The organism is Marinobacterium sp. MBR-109 (genome assembly GCF_040547565.1).
In the GTDB taxonomy this organism is placed as follows: Bacteria; Pseudomonadota; Gammaproteobacteria; order Pseudomonadales; family Balneatricaceae; genus Marinobacterium.
This window is the reverse complement of sequence record NZ_JBEPPZ010000014.1, coordinates 17,083-35,702: the sequence shown is the minus strand read 5'-3', so window position 1 is coordinate 35,702 and position 18,620 is coordinate 17,083. Positions and strand designations below refer to the sequence as shown.

Below are 18,620 nucleotides of genomic sequence, written 5' to 3'. Positions count from 1 at the left end.
CCGTCCCCTTACAGTTTGCAGGCGCCGCCAAGGCAGTCGTCAAAGTCCATCGAGGCCAGCTCTTCCTTCTCGGCATGCTGCGTCTTGATACGGCTCAGCAGGTCTGCCTCGATGGCATCCTGACCGGCACCGGCGCGGTCGAAGACATTCAGCAGGGCGGACAGTTCTTCGAGGGTCAATTCATGCATGGGAGTATCTCCAGTGTGTAAATGGCATTAACAGGGCTGCAGCTGATCCACCATCAGCTGCAGGGTACGCTGACCACGAAACTCGTTCACGTCCAGCCGATATACCAGACGCAGCTTCTGCACCGATTCATTGGGCCAGCGCAGGGTATCCACATTGAAGGCGATCGCATCCAGTGCCTGAGCACCACCTTCGGGCATCACCACCAGTTTGAGGTGACGCTGACCGACGATACGCTGCTGCAGCAGATGGAAGCGGCCCTCAAACAGGGGCTCGGGGAAATGATGCCCCCAGGGGCCTGCGTTCCGCAACGCTTCGGCCAGTTCCATGCTGAAGGCGCTTTCCGGCAACTCGCCATCCGTCAGGATACGTTGAGTCAGATCCTCGGCATCCAGCTGACGCCTTACCTCGGCATCAAAGGCGTCGCGGAAGGCATCCAGCTGATCTTCAGCGATGGTCAGCCCCGCGGCCATGGCGTGACCGCCGAACTTCTTCAGCAGTCCCGGATGCTTGGCTGCCACGGCATCGAGCCCGTCACGGATGTGGAAGCCGTTGATGGAGCGGGCCGAGCCCTTGACCTCACCGGCATCACCGGGGGCAAAGGCTATCACCGGGCGGTGTACCCGTTCCTTGATGCGGGAGGCCAGAATGCCGATTACGCCCTGATGCCAGCTCTGATCATACAGGCACAGACCAAAGGGCAGCGCCTGATCATTCAGGCTCAGCTGACTCAGCAGCTCCAGCGCCTGCTGCTGCATCTCCTGTTCGATGCCACGCCGCTCACGGTTAAGGTCATCCAGCGAACGTGCCATCTCCAGTGCGCGCTCGTAATCGTCTTCCAGCAGACACTCGATACCGATCGACATGTCTTCCAGCCGCCCCGCCGCGTTGAGCCGCGGGGCGATGGCAAAGCCCAGATCACTGGCCACCAGCCGGGCACGGTTGCGCCCGGACACCTCAATCAGCGCCAAAAGCCCGGGGCGTGCCTGTCCGGCGCGGATGCGCTGCATGCCCTGCCAGACCAGTGCCCGGTTATTGCGCTCCAGCGGTACCACATCCGCTACGGTACCCAACGCGACGAGATCCAGCAGACTGGCCAGATTGGGCGCCTGAGTTCCGAGCCCGCCGCGTTCATGCAAGGCGCGGCGCAACGCAATCAGCACATAGAAGATCACGCCGACGCCACAGGTGGACTTGGCAACAAACTCACAGCCGGGCTGATTGGGATTGACGATGGCACAGGCCGCGGGCAGTTCATCACCCGCCAGATGATGGTCGGTTACGATCACATCGATGCCAAGGGCATTGGCCCGAGCCACACCCTCAATGCTGGAGATGCCGTTATCCACCGTAATCAGCAGACCTGGCTTGTGCACCGCGGCCACGTCAACAATTTCAGGGCTCAGGCCGTAGCCATATTCGAATCGATTGGGTACGAGATAGTCCACCTCGGCAGCACCGAGCATACGCAAGCCCAGCATCGCGACGGTGGTGCTGGTGGCACCATCACAGTCGAAGTCACCCACAATCAGGATCGACTGGCGCTGCTCAATGGCCTGTACCAGCCGCTCCACCGCTGCCGCCATGCCCTTCATCCGACTGTCGGGCAGCAGCTCCTGCAGGCGACGGCCGAGCTGCTCGGGGTCCTCAATACCGCGTGCCGCATACACCCGAGCCAACACAGGGTGAAGGCCGTTAAGGCCGGGATGGGCAGGATCGACCTGCAGCGGCCGCTGTTGAATCACCGGTTCAGTCATAGTGCCGTCAAGCCTTTATGGTGTGCAGGAAAGTGCAGAAATCAAAAGGCCCGCCGCAGAAAGCAGGCGGGCCCTGTCCGACCCGGCTGGGCCAGAGCCGTCAGACTCAATCGCGGTGGGCGTTATCGGCGATATACTGTTGAACCACGGACAGATCATTGGCCAGCACTTCAAAGCGCTCGTCACGCTCAAACAGGTCTGCCATATGCGCCGGCAGCTGAGGCGATTCCAGACCCGCCTTGACGACCGGCTCCGGGAACTTGACCGGATGTGCGGTCGCCAGGGTGATCATCGGCACCGACTTGTCACGCCAGCACTCACGGGCAGCCTTGACGCCGATCGCCGTATGCGGATCGAGTAGATAGCCGGTTTCGGCATGCACGTCGCGGATCACGTCACAGGTGGTGTCATCATCGATCGCGTGACTGTCGAACAGCGCACGCACCGTCTCCCAGCGGGCCGGTTCCAGCTGCACCGATTCCTTCTTGAAGCGTGCCATCAGGTCGGTAATTTCGGCACCGTCACGGCCATAGACATCAAACAGCAGACGCTCGAAGTTGGAGCTAACCATGATATCCATGGAAGGTGACAGCGTATGTACCAGCTCGCCTTTGGACATGTCGTTGCCGCTGATCACGCGGTGAAGAATGTCGTTGCGGTTGGTGGCAACCACCAGCTGCTCAATCGGCAGGCCCATCTGCTTGGCCAGGTAGCCGGCGAAGATATCACCGAAGTTGCCGGTGGGCACCGAGAAGGAGACCGGACGGTGCGGACCGCCAACAGCCAGCGAGGCGGAGAAGTAGTAGACGATCTGGGCCATGATGCGGGCCCAGTTGATCGAATTGACCGCACCCAGTTTGAGGCCATTGAGGAAGCCCTGATCGGCAAAGCTGTCCTTCACCATCTCCTGGCAGTCGTCGAAGTTGCCTTCCAGCGCAATGTTGAACACATTGTCGGCCTTGATGGTAGTCATCTGGCGACGCTGTACTTCAGACACGCGGTTGTACGGATGCAGGATAAAGATGTCCAGGTGTTTCGAGTGGCGGCAGCCTTCGATGGCGGCAGAGCCGGTATCACCGGAGGTGGCACCCATGATCACAAGACGCTCGCCACGCTCGGCCAGCACATGGTCCATCAGACGGCCCAGCAGCTGCAGGGCGAAATCCTTGAATGCCAGAGTCGGGCCATGGAACAGCTCCAGCACCCACTCATTGGTGCCCAGCTCTTTCAGTGGCGCCACGGCACTGTGATTGAATCCGGCGTAGGTCTCGTCGATCATCCGTTTCAGGTCAGCATCACTGATGCAGTCGTCGACGAACGGCTTGATCACCTTGAATGCCAGCTCGGCGTAGGACAGGCCCGCCCAGGAGGCGATCTCGTCACGGCTGAAGGTTGGCAGGGTTTCCGGCACGTACAGGCCACCGTCACTGGCAAGGCCCGCCAGCAATACATCAGCAAACTTCAGTTTCGGCGCCTGGCCACGGGTAGAAATGTAGTTCATCGATCGTTCCTCAATCAGCCAGCAGCTCAACACGGATGCGGATGATCTCGCCGAGAATATCCGGCAGCGCTTCGATCTCGCGGATCGCTTCGTTCATCATCCGCTCTTCCACCCGCTGGGTGAGCATGATCACCGGCACCTGTGCTTCGGTGGTCTGCTTCTGGATGATCGCTTCAATATTGATCCCCTTCTCACCCAGAATACGGGTTACGTGGGCCAGCACACCCGGACGTTCCACGGCCTGCAGACGCAGGTAGTAGGCGCTGGTGGTTTCTTCCACCGGAAGAATGGGTGCATCGGACAGCTCTGAAGGCTGGAATGCAAGGTGTGGCACGCGGTTGTCACGATCGGCAGTCAGGGTACGCACAACATCAACGATATCGGCTACGACCGCAGATGCGGTCGCTTCCGCGCCGGCACCTGGACCATAGTAAAGGGTCTGGCCAACCGCATCGCCATCCACCAGAATCGCGTTCATGACACCGTTGACGTTGGCCAGCAGCACATCACGCGGGATCAGCGTCGGGTGGACACGCAGCTCGATCCCCTTGTCGGTGCGACGGGTGATACCCAGATGCTTGACCCGATAGCCCAGCTCTTCGGCGTACTGCACATCCTGCGGGGTGATCTTGCTGATGCCTTCGGTGAAGGCCTTGTTGAACTGCAGCGGCACACCAAACGCCAGTGATGACAGAATGGTGAGTTTGTGCGCGGCATCGATCCCTTCCACATCGAAGGTGGGATCGGCTTCAGCATAGCCCAGCGCCTGCGCTTCCTGCAGCACATCAGCAAAGGCCCGGCCCTTTTCACGCATTTCGGTCATGATGTAGTTGCCGGTACCGTTGATAATACCCGCCAGCCAGTTGATCTTGTTGGCCGCCAGCCCTTCACGAATCGCCTTGATGATCGGAATGCCGCCAGCAACGGATGCCTCGAACGCCACCATCACGTTCTTCTCCTGCGCGGCCGCAAAGATCTCGTTGCCGTGCACCGCAATCAGTGCCTTGTTGGCGGTCACGACATGCTTGCCGTTCTCGATCGCCGTCATCACCAGCTCGCGCGCGGTCTCATAGCCACCGATCAGCTCAACGACGATATCAATTTCGGGGTTGGTGGCCACTTCAAACACATCAGTGGTCAGCTGCATCCCAGAGGTGTCACAGGCCGGATTCTCGCTGCGTGTACCGATCTGCTCAATGATGATTTTCCGACCGGCACGCCGGGAAATCTCCTCGGCATTTCGCGTCAAAACATTGAATGTACCGCCACCGACGGTACCCAGACCACAGATCCCTACTTTTACAGGTTTCAAGCCAACACCTCACAGATTGTTCGGTCAGATCAGACAGCCGCCAGCTGGCGGTTAAAAAATGGGCTCCATTATAGCGAAAAGGCGGGCCATGCACTATGCACGCCCGCCTCGGTCTTGCCGGTTTAACCCAATCAGTTCAGCCCCAGCATCTGTTGCAGACGTGCGGCAGGTACATAACCGGGCAGCAATGAGCCGTCTTCCAGCACCAGCGCCGGTGTACCCGTGATGCCAACTTTCTGGCCCAGCTCGTACTGTGCCTGTACCGGGTTGTCGCACTCCTGCTGCTTGATTGAATCACCGCCCTTGACCTCATCCATGCGCTCACGCCGCTCCTGTTCGCTGCCACACCAGATCGATTCCATGCGCGAGAAGGTCTTGGACTGGGGGCCGCCACGCGGGAAGGCAAGATAGTTCACCTGCACCCCCATGCGATTCAGCGCCGGTACCTCGTCATGCAGCTTGCGGCAGTAGGGGCAATCCACATCAGTGAACACGTTGACGGTCGCCTTGACCTCACCTGCCGGCCTGTAGATCACCATGTCAGCTTCATCAACGCCCTGCATTGCCAGTCGACGGGCTTCATTGCGTTTCTGCTCCGTCAGGTTGACCAGCCCCTGCTCTGCATCCACCCGATAGAGCTGCCCCGCCAACAGGTAACTGCCTTCACTATCGGCGTACAGGGTTTCGCCGCTGCTCAGCACCACCTCATACAACCCGGCCATGGGTGCAGGCTCTACGCTTTGCACCTTAAGCCGACTGTCCACACTGTTCAGCTGCTGGCGGATTTTTTCGGCAGCGTCATCCGCTGCCCAGACCGAGCCCGTGAGTACCAGCATCAGGGCGGAAGTCAGTGTTGTTGATCGCATGTAAACCTCTATTTTCAGGTGAACCGTTTCAGGTAGAACACGAATTCGTTGATTGGTTCCTATCCACGCGGATGGTGTGTCTGGTGCAGTTGCTGCAAGCGATGGCTGGCCACATGGGTATAGATCTGAGTTGTGGACAGGTCACTGTGACCCAGCAGCATCTGAACCACGCGCAGATCGGCGCCATGATTGAGCAGATGGGTGGCAAAGGCATGACGCAGCACATGCGGTGATAGCGGTTTGTCGATCCCGCTTTCGATGGCATAGCGGCGCACTCGATACCAGAAGGTTTGTCGGGTCATGGACTGACCGCGACGACTGACAAACAGGGCTTCCTCCCGCGGGTTTTCGGTCAGCAATGACCGGGCTTCGCTCAGATAGCGCCCCAGCCAGTAAAGCGCTTCATCACCGACGGGGACCAGGCGCTCCTTGTCACCCTTGCCAACCACTCGAATGACACCAAGCCGGCTGTTGATCTGCTCCAACTGCAGTGATATCAGCTCGGTCACGCGCAGGCCGGTCGCATACAGCAGCTCCAGCATGGTTCGATCCCTGAGGCCCAGCGGCTCACTCACATCCGGAGCAGCCAGCAGACACTCCACATCCTGTTCCGTCAGGGTTTTGGGCAAAGGGCGCCCCATGCGCGGATTGTCCAGATTCAGTGTAGGGTCTTCGACAATCTGTGCCTCGCGCAACTGGTAACGGTAGAAGCCGCGTAGACAGGAGAGCAGGCGCGAGGTTGAACTGCTGCGCAGCTGCTGTTGCAGGCGCCAATTCAGATACTGCTGCAGACTGGCACGCCCTGCCTGCAGCAGGTGTTCACCACGGTTGTTGAGCCAGTGCGCATACTGGCGCAGATCGCGCCGATATGAGCTGATCGAGTTGTCACTCAACCCCTTTTCCAGCCACAGGCTTTCCAGCCACAGATCAATCTGTTGCTCATCTTCGGCCGCAACGGTTACCGCAGTACAACGACGGTCTTCACTCAACGCCAGACCTCAGCCTGTTGAATACGGTCGTTGTCCAGGGGGTACTCGGCGACACCCTGCTTCAGCCGCTGCATCACCCTGATGCCCTGCCCGTCGGCATGTACCAGCTGACCTTCCACATCATTGCCGAAGTAGGTGAAAATGCGTACCGGCGCCCCCAGGTAGGCCGGCAGCTCTGCCAATGGCGTTGGCTGATATCGCTTGCTGACCGGTTGAGCCCGCACGCGTTGCTCCGCGGCTGCAACCGACTCTGCCACCTGCGACGCCTCGCTTCCTGCCGATGCTTCGGCCTCTGCTTCTGACGCCGCGGCCACCATACCCTCTTCAGGCTCAGCGGCAGACACAGAATCCGTCCGACCGGGATTGCCGGCCATGGCCAGCCCTGTCATCAACTCGGACCAGTCGATGCCATCAAGCACCAGCGGTTTGTCATTGATGCTGAACTGCAGATTGAGCGACTGCAGCAGGGTCATCGGATCCTGCATCATCACCTCGGCAGCACCGACACCACCCACCGGACGCAGGCTAAACGCCATGTCAGCGTCTGGCTGCTGCAGGTCAAAATAGGCCGCCAGCAGGCTGTCAGGCAACTCAACGCCACTGGCGTTCAACCACTGCACAAACAAGTGCCGATGCTGCTGCCTGTATTCGGCAGGCTTAATGCCTGCTTCCGCAGCGCAGAAGCGATCGCGCCGCTGGTTATAGCCCCGGTCCGCATAATTGAAAGAGAGTGTTTCCAGACGCGCATTGCCACTGGCTATCATCGGGTTCCGCAGCTGGTTCGGGTCAGCACTGAGTGCCATCTCCATACGCGTCTCACCCAGATCATGAATATCCACGAACAGATCGAAGTGAATCTTGCGCGCCCGGCTGTCGCCCCGATAGTCCATGTTGATGTCCATCAGCATTTCGCTGAAGCCCATCCGCTTCATGGTGTTGATATCAAACTGACGCACACTGCCACAGCCCAGTGCATTGGGGCTGACATAAAGAGGATTGGATTCCAGCATCAGGTCGGACTGCTGCTGAACCGTACGAAACAGTTCCGAATCCAGTCCCTGTCGTACCTGTTTCAGGCTGATGTTGAGCCGTTCGGGCGGAGTATCACTGCCAAAAAGAAAGAACAATGGGCTGCCAGCCTGTATTCGCACAGCCTCGATGCTGACAGGCGCATGCATCTGGTGCGGTGTTATGGTCAGACCATCAACCCCGACCGTACCATCGGGATGGGCATAAACCGACCCGTAACGCACCTGAGCGAAAGGCGACATCTGTTGCACCAGATCATCCGCCTGACTCTTAACCTGATACCAGTAGAAGCCATAGGCGGCTGCCACCATCAGTACCAGAACAAACACTCCCGCTCCCAGCTTGCGCATGGCGACACTCCCGCACCCATTCAGTTTCCGTTCAGAGAAAATTCTAGGACCTGACCATCATAATGGCGAGTACCCAGATCAATAAAAAAGGCAGCCACAAAGGGCTGCCTTTTTCTGGATCGTTGGGTGAGGCGTGCCTCAGCCCAGCTTTTCCTTGATGCGTGCAGACTTGCCGCTACGCTCACGCAGGTAGTACAGCTTGGCCTGACGTACGTCACCGCGACGCTTCACTTCGATCTGTTCAACAGTCGGGCTGAAGGTCTGGAAAGTACGCTCAACGCCCACACCGTGGGAGATCTTGCGCACGGTGAAAGCGGAGTTCAGGCCGCGGTTACGCTTGCCCAGCACTACACCTTCAAACGCCTGCAGACGGCTACGAGTGCCTTCTACTACGCGTACCTGTACTACTACGGTATCACCCGGTGCAAATGCCGGGATCTCTTTGCTCATCTGTTCAGCTTCAATCTGCTGAATAATCAGGCTCTTGTTGCTCATCGCTCGCTCCTAAGTATTTCTACCGCTGGCCTCCTGGGCCTCGCGGACATATTCGCTTAACAACGTCTGCTGCTCGGGGTTCAGATCAATCTTTTCCAGCAGGTCCGGACGCCGTTCCCAGGTCCTTCCCAGCTGCTGCTTCAGTCGCCAGCGCCGAATCTCGGCATGGTTGCCGCTGAGCAACACTGCGGGCACCTGCTGCCCCGCCAGTTCTTCGGGCCGGGTGTAGTGGGGACAGTCAAGCAGACCTTCAAAGAAGGAATCCTCGGTTGCAGAGTCCTGATGTCCGAGTACACCCGGTATCATTCTTGCCACTGCATCCACCATCACCATTGCCGGCAGCTCGCCGCCACTGAGGACAAAGTCGCCCAGTGACCACTCTTCGTCGATTTCGCTCTGCAACAGACGCTCATCAATGCCTTCATAGCGTCCGGCCACCAGAATCAACTTTTCCGCTGCTGCCAGCTCACACACACCCGCCTGATCAAGACGGCGCCCCTGGGGTGACAGATAGATCACCCGAGCGCCCTCACCGGCGGTTTCTTTTGCAGCCAGAATCGCATCACGCAACGGCTGCACTTTCATCAGCATGCCAGGGCCACCGCCATAGGGGCGATCATCCACTGTGCGATGCCGATCATGGGTGAAGTCGCGGGGATTCCAGCACTCCACCTGCAGCAGGCCGTTACGAACCGCCCGCCCGGTGATGCCATAGCGGGTAACCGCTTCGAACATCTCCGGGAACAGGCTGACGATCCCGAACCACATCACTCAGAAATCCGGATCCCAATCGACCCGCATCAATCCTGAATCAAGATCAACCTCTTTCACCACCTGATCAGGCAGCCAGGGAATCAAGCGCTGTTCGCGATCAATACTCTCGGCCGTACCTTTTACCACCAACACGTCATTCGCGCCGGTTTCCATCAGGTGACTCACCCGTCCCAGCAATACGCCGGATTCGGTGTAAACCAACAGGTTTTCCAGCTGGCTCCAGTAATACTCACCGGTCTCCAGATCAGGCAGTTCAGTCTGGGGCACCATAATCTCGCGCCCATGCCAAAGCTTTGCCTCTTCCGGAGTATTCACACCGGCCAATTTGGCGATCAGGCCTTTCCCATGGCGTTTGCCAGCTTCCAGCCTGACCGGCACTTTCTGCCCGCCCGACTCAACCAGCCATGAGTTGTAGTTCAGTATGTTTTCCATGGGCTCGGTGTAGGAGTGGATCTTGATCCAGCCCTTGATCCCATAAGGTGCAGTGAAGCGCCCCAGTACAACCAGGTCTTCCTGTTTTTCACTATTTACTGACACGGCCCGAATCCGACCTTACTCTGCTGCCTTGCGTGCTTCTTTGAGCAGCTGAGCAACACGCTCAGAAGCCTGAGCACCCTTGCCAACCCAGTACTCAACACGTTCCAGGTTAACGCGCAGGCGCTCTTCCTGACCACGTGCAACCGGGTTGAAGAAACCGACCCGCTCGATAAAGCGGCCATCACGCGCATTACGCGAATCGGCTACAGTGATGTGATAAAACGGACGCTTTTTGGCGCCACCACGAGACAAACGAATAGTGACCATGCGCTGGACCCCTTTATTTCGCTGGATGGGTTTTAGGATCGCCCATCATTCTTGTTTCTTCGCTTCCCCGGCCAAACTGCCCAGATAAACGAAGGCCAAACTAAACAGGGCGGTGATTTTACGTGAAACCACCGCCCGTTGAAAGCAAAAAGATCAGTTTTTAATCAGCTCAGAAGCGCGGAAAGCCGCCGCCTCCACCCATGCCGGGGGGCATCATGCCTTTCATGCCACGCGCCAGCTTGGCCATGCCGGACTTGGAGCCGAATTTCTTCATCATTTTCGCCATCTGCTTGTGCTGTTTCAGCAGACGGTTCACATCCTGTACCTGTGTGCCTGAGCCCTGGGCGATACGACGTTTGCGCGACCCCGACACAATGTCAGGATGGCGGCGCTCATGCGGCGTCATCGAGTTGATGATAGAGACCATCTGCAACACACCCTTTTCGGCCTGTGCAGCCTGCGCCGCCTGTGCCATCTGGCCCATGCCCGGCAGCTTTTCCAGCATCGACATCATGCCGCCCATGCTCTGCATCTGCTGGATCTGTTCCTTGAAGTCCTCAAGATCAAAGCCTTTGCCCTTGGTGATCTTCTTGGCAAACTTCTCGGCCTTCTCCTTGTCGATCTTGTGCTCGGCTTCCTCGATCAGTGACAGCACGTCACCCATGCCGAGGATGCGTGAGGCAACACGATCCGGGTGGAACGGCTCAAGTGCATCGGTCTTTTCGCCAATCCCGAGGAACTTGATCGGCTTGCCGGTGACATGGCGCACCGACAGGGCGGCACCGCCACGGGCATCACCATCGGTTTTGGTGAGAATCACACCGGTCAGCGGCAGCACTTCATTGAAAGAGCGAGCGGTATTGGCCGCATCCTGACCGGTCATGGAGTCTACGACAAACAGGGTTTCGACCGGATTAACGGCGGCATGCAGGCGCTTGATCTCCTGCATCATGTCTTCATCGACATGGAGACGACCCGCGGTATCGAGAATCAGAACATCGAACGCCTTGACGCGAGCGTGCTGAATCGCCTGCTCGGCGATAAAGATCGGGTCCTGGTCGGCGCTGGAGGGGAAGAACTCGACACCCACTTCACCGGCCAGTGTTTCCAGCTGACGAATTGCAGCCGGACGGTATACGTCCGCAGACACCACCAGCACTTTCTTTTTCTTGCGTTCCTTGAGAAAGCGCGCCAGCTTGGCCACCGAGGTGGTTTTACCCGCCCCCTGCAGACCCGCCATCATCAGCACGGCCGGAGGCGTTACCGCCAGATCCAGTTCCGCGTTGGCTTCACCCATGACGCGGATCAGTTCCTCATTGACGATCTTGACGAAGACCTGCCCAGGGCTCAGGCTCTTGCTGACTTCCTGACCTACAGCGCGTTCCTTCACGCTGTTGATGAAATCCTTCACCACGGGCAGGGCGACATCAGCCTCGAGCAATGCCATGCGCACTTCACGCAACGTGCCCTTGATGTTGTCTTCAGTCAGCTTTGCCTGACCGGTTACACTGCGCAGTGTCTGTGTAAGCCGTTCTGTCAGATTATCAAACATCGCATACCTCTATCTGCCGGCGACCGCGCTCCCGGCAGCCACCCTTTTAAAACGCTTTGGCGACATATTATACAGGACCCCCCGCCCAGGCGGCACCTTATATTTCCTCCTCTGCACATTTGTGCCACACTTGGCGGTCTTTAGGGAGGATATGGATGCTGATCACCACGACACTCGTTGCTGTACTCTGCTATGCGATTGCCACGGTACTGCAGTGTCGTCGGCTGTCGTCCACGGCCCATGAACAGCTCCGCACCCCCATTCGCCTCCTGGGCCTTGCCGGTTTCCTGCTGCAGGGCCATGCCGTGTATCTGGAGTTACACCACCCGGATGGCATCGACCTCAGTTTCTTCCCGGTCGGCTCGCTCATCGCCTGGGTCGTGGCAGGGCTGGTACTGAGCAGCAGCCTCAGGCACCGGCTCGACAACCTGTTCATAGGTGTGTTTCCTCTGGCCGCCATCACGGCACTGCTGGCAGCACTCACACCTGAAGCCAACATACACAAACCCTACGCCGGCGGTTTGCTGGCGCACATTCTGCTGTCACTGCTGGCCTACAGCCTTTTCACCATCGCCACCGTACAGGCCCTGATGCTTTCGCGTCAGGAACGCGCCCTGAAGCAGCACCATACCCGCGGGCTGGTCGCCTCACTGCCACCTCTGCAGATCATGGAGCGCTTGCTGTTTGAGAGCCTCTGGGCCGGCTTCCTGCTGCTGACAGCCGCCCTGATCAGCGGCTTCCTGTTTGTGGACAACCTGTTTGCCCAGCACCTGGTCCACAAGACGCTGCTTTCATTGATCGCCTGGGTCGTGTATGCCCTGCTGCTGGCGGGACGACATTTTCTGGGCTGGCGCAGTCAAACCGCTGTACGCTGGACACTGGGTGGCTTCGTATTACTGATGTTGGGCTTTTTCGGTTCCAAGCTGGTCCTTGAGATGCTGCTCAAGATGTAGCCCGTTCGCTTGACAGCCTCTGTGGCTGACCAGAAAATGAACGCCCTAATCCGCAAACAAAGGTTCCTGTCCCTTGGACGACGCGTCGATAAGCACACTGACCGCCATTCTGGTTCTGCTGATATTCTGCTCAGCATTTTTCTCCAGCTCCGAAACCGGGATGATGTCCCTCAACCGCTACCGACTGCGCCATCTGGTCAAAAGCGGTCACCGCGGAGCACGCAGGGCCAATAGTCTGCTGGAGCGACCGGACCGGCTGATTGGCTTGATTCTGATCGGCAATAACTTCGTCAACATTCTCGCCTCCGCCATCGCTACCGTGATCGCCGTCCGACTCTGGGGAGATGCCGGTATCGCCATCGCCACGGCTGGACTGACGCTCGTGATACTCATTTTCGCTGAAGTATCACCCAAGACCATGGCCGCACTGCATCCGGAAAAAATCGCTTTTCCCGCCTCCTACATTCTGAAGCCGCTGCTGAAGCTGGCCTATCCACTGGTCTGGGTCATCAACGGCATCACCAATGGTTTCCTGCGCCTGTTTGGCATCAACGTCAACGATGCCGGCAACGAACACCTGAGTACCGAGGAGCTGCGTACCATCGTACATGAGGCGGGCTCGCTGCTGCCCCATCGCAACCAGTCGATGCTGCTCGGGGTACTGGAGCTGAACGAGGTCACGGTTAACGACATCATGATTCCGCGCAACGAGGTGGAAGGGATCGACCTGGATCTGGAGATGGATCAGATTCTGGAACTGCTGTCCAAAACCGGGCACACGCGCCTTCCGGTCTATCGCGGCGATATCAACAATATTGTCGGCATCCTGCACATGCGCAACCTTGCCCAGCTGATCCAGCAGGGCAATCTGACCAAGCCGGCCATCATGCAGGTCGTGCATGAAGCCTACTTTGTTCCGGAAAGCACACCCCTCCAGACTCAGCTGCTCAACTTCCAGCGCCACAGCCGCCGCATCGGTGTGGTGGTGGACGAATACGGGGATGTTGAAGGGATCGTGACGCTGGAAGATATTCTGGAAGAGATCGTGGGTGAGATGTCCAACGACCATGACGATCTGAATCAGGAGATCCACCCTCAGGAAGATGGCAGTTTCTTTATCGACGGCAGCGCCTACATCCGCGAGGTTAACAAGGCCCTGCACTGGAATCTGCCGACTGACGGCCCCAAGACGCTGAATGGCTTGATCACGGAAATTCTGGAGTCGATTCCGGACGCCAATGTCTGTCTGGAAGTATCAGGCTATCGGATGGAAACCCTGCAGATCTGTGACAACCTGGTCAAAACCGTGCGCATTACCAAGACAGCCAGAGCCCTCGAAAGCCTCTAGTCTCCGGGCGAAATTACACTGTCTCGCCCCGCTCCCTCCGCACTATCAGCGCCCAGACTGCCCGTTTCTCGTCATTACTCATGCGCCCCCAGCGGCTGATCTCATCGCCGCTGCGGTGGCAGGCGATGCAGATATCGCCCTCACCCAGTGCACACACGCTGACACAGGGGCTGGGCACCGGTTTCTCATCGACGGGTTTATTCATGCTCGGTCTCTCGGTGTTCGGGACGGGGGCGCATCGGAATGTCGGCATCAAAGCCCACATTGAGCAACTCCGCCAGAATATAGGCTGTCAGCCCCCATATCACCTCACCCTGCCAGTGCCATGCGGGCACAGACCTCACCTTGCCGGCAAAATCGATCTGATCAATGCGCCGGTTGGCTGGATCAAGCAGGTAGCTGAGCGGCACCCGATGAATGCTGTCGATCTCGTCGGGATTGGGCTCCAGCGGCAGGCGTGGCGGAATCACTCCCACCCAGGGGGTCACCTGCAACAGGTGCTTGGAAACCACCTGACCCAGAGAGCCGATCACCTCCACCTGACCCGGTGGCAGCGCTACCTCCTCTTCGGCCTCACGCAGCGCAGTTGCCAGCAGATCGGTATCTTCGGGATCTCGCTTGCCGCCAGGAAACGCCATCTCCCCACTGTGGGTAGATAGGTAGGGCGAGCGCAGGGTTACAATCACTTCCGGGTCAGAGGTATCCGTCAGCGCCAGCAACACTCCCGCTTCACGCCCGGTGGTGCGCAGCCGCCAGGGGCGATGTCGTTGCAAGCGATGACGCAGCTGGTGCAGCGGGTCGGACATGAGGCGATCCATTTGTGGCCGGGATCACTATAATACCCTGCACGGCGAGCATCAGCGACCCTGCTTGCACCCCGCCACGGCGGGACGTTACTCTGCCCTCTCTGAACCGGAACAGGCACCGCCAATGAACTTCTGCAGCCACTGCGGCGAACGCGTCAGTTTAAGAGTACCCGAAGGTGACAACCGACCAAGGCATGTATGCGACAGTTGCGGTCGTATTCATTACCAGAATCCGCGTATCATCGCCGGCTGCCTGCCGGTGTATGGCGACCAGGTACTGCTGTGCCGCCGCGCCATTGAACCACGCTATGGCTACTGGACGCTGCCGGCCGGGTTTATGGAAAACGGCGAATCCACCGAGCAGGCAGCCCTGCGGGAAACACTGGAAGAGGCTCAGGCCAGAGTGCAGTTGAACCAGCTCTATACGCTGACATCCATTATCCATGTCAATCAGGTGCAGCTGATCTATCTGGCAGAGCTGGAGCGCCCCGAATTCGGCAGCAGTAACGAGACGCTGGAGAGCCGGCTGTTCAGTGAAGAGGAAATCCCCTGGGATCAGCTGGCCTTTACTACCATTCGGAACGCCTTGCGCTTCTACTTTGCGGATCGACGCGAGAACCACTTCCCGTTGCGCCATATTGAGCTGGAGCCCGGCGCCGACAGCCTGCTGCTCAAGCCCTGATCAGCCGCTAGCCGAAAGACCGACCATCTCGATCTCCTGCAGGAAGCGGCTGTAGTCTGGGCTGTCCTCGCGACTGTAGTTCAGGTTGCGAAACAGGCCACTGAGGCGCACAAAGTGCTCACGCACCTGCTCCTTTTCTTCCAGTTTCAGTGGGTGATCCAGACAGCGTACCAACAGCCCGAACAGTTCCTGCTGACGACTGAGCGAGGTGGAGGCATCCACATCGTCGAAGGCATCCTGTTGCAGGTACACCTGATCCAGACACTGGGCCTTCTGGAAGGTCAGATAATCGTCCAGAGTAACCCCTTCCTCACCGGTTACCTGCATCATCTGCTGAACCTGTTCGCCATCGCGAATCAGCTCAATCATGCGCTTGACCTGGCCGACCCAGCCATCGGACAGCTCGCGCGTAAACCAGTCTTCAAGCTGATCCAGATAGCGTGACCAGGAGATCAACGGGTCAACAGCCGGATAGGCACGCTTATAGGCGCGTTCGGCACTGAGTCCAAGAAAGGTTTTCACCGTACGCAGCGTCGACTGGGTAACCGGCTCTTCAAAGTTGCCTCCGGCCGGTGAAACCGTGCCGATCAGCGTCAGGCTGCCAATGGTGCCATCATTGGTCTGTACCATACCCGCCCGCTCGTAAAGCGCCCTCACGGCCGAATCAAGATAGGCAGGAAAAGCCTCTTCACCGGGAATCTCTTCAAGGCGGCCCGACGTTTCGCGCATTGCCTGAGCCCAACGCGAGGTCGAATCTGCAATCACCAGTACGTTGTAGCCCATCTGACGGTAGTATTCGCTGATGGTGATACCTGTATAGATGGATGCTTCGCGGGCAGCCACAGGCATTGACGAGGTGTTGCAGATAATAACGGTACGGTCCATCAGCGTACCACCGCGCGGGTCAGGCAGGTTGGGAAATTCGGTAATGGTTTCCACCACCTCACCGGCGCGCTCGCCACAGGCCACGATCACCACGATGTCGACGTTGGAGTAGCGCGAAATCAGCCCCTGCAATACCGTTTTGCCGGCACCGAAGGGTCCGGGGATACAGGCGGTACCGCCCAGCGCCACCGGAAAGAAGGTGTCGATCAGGCGAATGCTGGTCAGCATGGGCTGTTGCGGAAACAGTCGCTGGTTGTAGCCTTCACGCAGCAGGTCACGGTTGACCGGTACACGCACCGGCCAGCGCTGCTGCATGCTGACTTCACGCTCCTGGCCGTTGGCCAGCCGCAGCCGGACCACCGGCGTGACAACACTGAAGCTGCCCTCCTGCACCCAGCTGACCTCTGCTTCACCGCGCAGATTGAACGGCACCATGATCTTGTGGCTGAACTTGCCTTCAGGTACACGCCCAAGCAGATCACCGGCCTTGACCCGAGTACCCACCTTGACCACCGGCTGGAACGACCATTTCTGTTGCTGATCGATACCGTCGACGGCCAGGCCACGCGGCAGAAAAAAGCCGTGCTGGCCGGCGATCAGCTCCAGTGGGTTCTGCAGGCCATCATACACCTGTCCCAGCAGCCCCGGTCCCAGTGCCACCGACAGCATCTGTCCGGTTTGCTCCACAGCGTCACCAATGGCAACACCTCGGGTGGTTTCAAATACCTGTACATCAGCCTCGCCATGGCGCACCCGAAGCACTTCAGCCTGCAGCTTTTCCGTACGCCCCGCCTCACTGCGCTGCGGACAGATCAGTACCACTTCGTTTTTGGTCAGCGGGTAAAACTCACCCTCTGCATCGCGCAGCATTCGGATACTGACAATATCATCATGCACGCCGGTCACACGTGCGGTCACGGTATTCGCTGAACTCATTATCCTGCCTCTGTCACTGAGTGGAGAGTCTCATCCTGTTTGAATCCTGCCAGCGCGCTGGTTACCAGCCGGCTGAACTGCTCCTGAGCCTGTTCACCCTGCCAGCGCAGCCGGTATTCGGCAATCGACCAGCGCAGGCGGTAGGCGGCCACGGCGGTAAAACTGAAGGGGTTACACTGCTCAAGCTCGCGCAACTGCTGCCAGAACCAGGCCAGCAAGTGCTGCTCCAGCTCGGCACTTTGACCCTTTTTAAGCATGCTCTGGGCTTCAACCAACCAGGGAAAGCGCCCTGCAAGGGAAAAGTCGGACTCCTGCCAGTGGCGTCGTATCAGCCACACCAAATCACCGAAGCCCTGAAACCCGTTGCCCTCCGACTGCCCCGCCAGCCGATATCGCTGAGCGGCAATCAGGGTACGCCAGATCAGGTGCTGTTCCAGCAACTGCTTCAGCGTGTGGTCCTGAATCTGTGCCAGTTCCTGCTGCCAGTGCTGGACCTCATCCCGGTCCGACAGTTCTTCATCACCATCACGCTCACGCTGGAACAGGCGTAGCGCCAGTGCCAGCTGCCGCTGATCCGCTTCATCGAGCATGCCCAGCCGCTGTTCCAGCTGCAGAATCGAGATCGGCAGCTCCTTGAGCTGATCCATGCGTGCCGGCAGCGCCGGCAGGGCGGGAATGAGCGTGTAGTAGGAGGACGAGGACACTAGCGGATCACTCCTTCCAGTATCGCTCTGAAGCGTGGCTGCAGGTGGCGCAGCAGCAATTCTGCCAGCGCCCGGTCGCTCAGGTCGATCTCGGTAGCCTCGCCATTGGTACGAATCCTGATCCCCTTGCCATCATGGGTATCCAGTACTATCCCCTCGCGCAGCAACACACTGAGCTGCTCCTGCACATACTGGCTCAGCTGGCTGGCTCTGTAGGCCTGAGGATGGCGCCGCAGCTCTTCCAGACCGATAAAATCAGCCGGCAACAGCAGGTCCATCTTCTCCATACTGGCCAGATCAGCATCACCACAGGCCTGCAGTACCACTTCACGGATCAGTTCGCGCATGAACGCATGGCTGTCCAGTTGCTCACTGATCAGCAGCTTCACCCGGTCGGCAAAGGTGCGTGACAGCATTTCACGCACCTGCAGATTCATGTCGCGAGCGGCCATTTTCAATGCATCTTCGCCGGCACGCTTCATGCGCTCGGCCTCGTCATGCGCCTTGCGCTTGAGCTCATCCGCTTCCTGACGCGCCTGCTGCAGCAGCCAGTCAGCGCGGTGCTCGGCTTCTTCTATCAGCTCGGCTGCACGCTGCTGGCCCTGCTCGACACCCTGCTCTCGCAGGCGCTCGATCAGTTCTTCAACGCCGGACGCTGCATGGCCCTTAACCTGCTCGGTCATGGTCTACC

Annotated in this window: 20 protein-coding genes; 3 read left to right on the top strand and 17 right to left on the bottom strand. The window is 58.7% G+C overall.

What is annotated here, in order from left to right:
- Nucleotides 1-8 precede the first annotated feature (8 nt).
- The 12 genes from ABIE60_RS14925 to ffh form a co-directional block, all read right to left on the bottom strand.
- Nucleotides 9-188 (bottom strand): hypothetical protein, encoded by a 180-nt coding sequence (locus tag ABIE60_RS14925; protein WP_354470312.1) that lies wholly within the window; start codon nt 186-188, stop codon nt 9-11.
- 27 nt (nt 189-215) lie between these two features.
- Nucleotides 216-1,943, bottom strand: a complete 1,728-nt coding sequence (gene recJ, locus ABIE60_RS14920; protein ID WP_354470311.1) for a single-stranded-DNA-specific exonuclease RecJ — start codon at nt 1,941-1,943, stop codon at nt 216-218.
- A 106-nt stretch (nt 1,944-2,049) separates the two neighbouring features.
- Complete coding sequence (gene thrC / locus ABIE60_RS14915; RefSeq protein WP_354470310.1) at nt 2,050-3,444, bottom strand: threonine synthase; 1,395 nt, start codon at nt 3,442-3,444, stop codon at nt 2,050-2,052.
- Nucleotides 3,445-3,454: 10 nt separating this feature from the next.
- Nucleotides 3,455-4,756, bottom strand: a complete 1,302-nt coding sequence (locus tag ABIE60_RS14910; RefSeq protein ID WP_354470309.1) for a homoserine dehydrogenase — start codon at nt 4,754-4,756, stop codon at nt 3,455-3,457.
- A 131-nt stretch (nt 4,757-4,887) separates the two neighbouring features.
- A complete protein-coding gene (locus tag ABIE60_RS14905; protein ID WP_354470308.1) occupies nt 4,888-5,622 on the bottom strand; it encodes a DsbC family protein in 735 nt (244 codons plus the stop codon).
- Between the two features lie 59 nt (nt 5,623-5,681).
- Nucleotides 5,682-6,611 carry a site-specific tyrosine recombinase XerD gene (xerD, locus tag ABIE60_RS14900; protein WP_354470307.1) on the bottom strand — a complete coding sequence of 310 codons (930 nt, stop codon included), beginning with the start codon at nt 6,609-6,611 and terminating at the stop codon, nt 5,682-5,684.
- Entirely contained in the window at nt 6,608-7,990 is a 1,383-nt protein-coding gene (locus ABIE60_RS14895; protein WP_354470306.1) for an aq_1923 C-terminal domain, read from the bottom strand. Before ABIE60_RS14895 ends, xerD begins: the two co-directional genes overlap by 4 nt.
- Before the next feature lie 138 nt (nt 7,991-8,128).
- Nucleotides 8,129-8,485: a 50S ribosomal protein L19 gene (rplS, locus tag ABIE60_RS14890; protein ID WP_091822721.1), complete on the bottom strand. Its 357-nt coding sequence runs from the start codon at nt 8,483-8,485 to the stop codon at nt 8,129-8,131.
- A gap of 9 nt (nt 8,486-8,494) precedes the next feature.
- Nucleotides 8,495-9,253, bottom strand: a complete 759-nt coding sequence (gene trmD, locus ABIE60_RS14885; protein ID WP_354470305.1) for a tRNA (guanosine(37)-N1)-methyltransferase TrmD — start codon at nt 9,251-9,253, stop codon at nt 8,495-8,497.
- 3 nt (nt 9,254-9,256) lie between these two features.
- Nucleotides 9,257-9,796, bottom strand: a complete 540-nt coding sequence (rimM, locus tag ABIE60_RS14880; RefSeq protein WP_354470304.1) for a ribosome maturation factor RimM — start codon at nt 9,794-9,796, stop codon at nt 9,257-9,259.
- Nucleotides 9,797-9,811: 15 nt separating this feature from the next.
- Nucleotides 9,812-10,063, bottom strand: a complete 252-nt coding sequence (rpsP, locus tag ABIE60_RS14875) for a 30S ribosomal protein S16 (protein ID WP_091822730.1) — start codon at nt 10,061-10,063, stop codon at nt 9,812-9,814.
- A gap of 169 nt (nt 10,064-10,232) precedes the next feature.
- Nucleotides 10,233-11,615, bottom strand: coding sequence for a signal recognition particle protein (ffh, locus tag ABIE60_RS14870; RefSeq protein ID WP_354470303.1), 1,383 nt, complete (start codon nt 11,613-11,615; stop codon nt 10,233-10,235).
- 155 nt (nt 11,616-11,770) lie between these two features.
- Between ffh and ABIE60_RS14865 the strand changes: the two genes are divergently transcribed.
- The gene (locus ABIE60_RS14865) at nt 11,771-12,568 is read left to right on the top strand and encodes a cytochrome C assembly family protein (protein WP_354470302.1); all 798 of its coding nucleotides are present in this window, start codon (nt 11,771-11,773) and stop codon (nt 12,566-12,568) included.
- 73 nt (nt 12,569-12,641) lie between these two features.
- Complete coding sequence (locus ABIE60_RS14860) at nt 12,642-13,916, top strand: HlyC/CorC family transporter (protein WP_354470301.1); 1,275 nt, start codon at nt 12,642-12,644, stop codon at nt 13,914-13,916.
- A 13-nt stretch (nt 13,917-13,929) separates the two neighbouring features.
- Here the strand turns inward: ABIE60_RS14860 and ABIE60_RS14855 are convergent, their stop codons facing one another.
- Both ABIE60_RS14855 and ABIE60_RS14850 read right to left on the bottom strand, forming a co-directional pair.
- Nucleotides 13,930-14,121 (bottom strand): DUF1289 domain-containing protein, encoded by a 192-nt coding sequence (locus ABIE60_RS14855; RefSeq protein WP_354470300.1) that lies wholly within the window; start codon nt 14,119-14,121, stop codon nt 13,930-13,932.
- Nucleotides 14,114-14,722 carry a CoA pyrophosphatase gene (locus ABIE60_RS14850; RefSeq protein WP_354470299.1) on the bottom strand — a complete coding sequence of 203 codons (609 nt, stop codon included), beginning with the start codon at nt 14,720-14,722 and terminating at the stop codon, nt 14,114-14,116. Before ABIE60_RS14850 ends, ABIE60_RS14855 begins: the two co-directional genes overlap by 8 nt.
- 124 nt (nt 14,723-14,846) lie before the next feature.
- Between ABIE60_RS14850 and ABIE60_RS14845 the strand changes: the two genes are divergently transcribed.
- A complete protein-coding gene (locus ABIE60_RS14845) occupies nt 14,847-15,404 on the top strand; it encodes an NUDIX hydrolase (protein WP_354470375.1) in 558 nt (185 codons plus the stop codon).
- Here the strand turns inward: ABIE60_RS14845 and ABIE60_RS14840 are convergent, their stop codons facing one another.
- Genes ABIE60_RS14840 through ABIE60_RS14830 form a run of 3 tightly spaced genes read right to left on the bottom strand, consistent with a single transcriptional unit; the run spans nt 15,405 to nt 18,612 of the window.
- Complete coding sequence (locus tag ABIE60_RS14840; protein WP_354470298.1) at nt 15,405-17,225, bottom strand: V-type ATP synthase subunit A; 1,821 nt, start codon at nt 17,223-17,225, stop codon at nt 15,405-15,407.
- A complete protein-coding gene (locus ABIE60_RS14835; protein WP_354470297.1) occupies nt 17,225-17,929 on the bottom strand; it encodes a hypothetical protein in 705 nt (234 codons plus the stop codon). Before ABIE60_RS14835 ends, ABIE60_RS14840 begins: the two co-directional genes overlap by 1 nt.
- Nucleotides 17,929-18,612: an ATPase gene (locus tag ABIE60_RS14830; RefSeq protein WP_354470296.1), complete on the bottom strand. Its 684-nt coding sequence runs from the start codon at nt 18,610-18,612 to the stop codon at nt 17,929-17,931. Before ABIE60_RS14830 ends, ABIE60_RS14835 begins: the two co-directional genes overlap by 1 nt.
- Between the last annotated feature and the right edge of the window lie 8 nt (nt 18,613-18,620).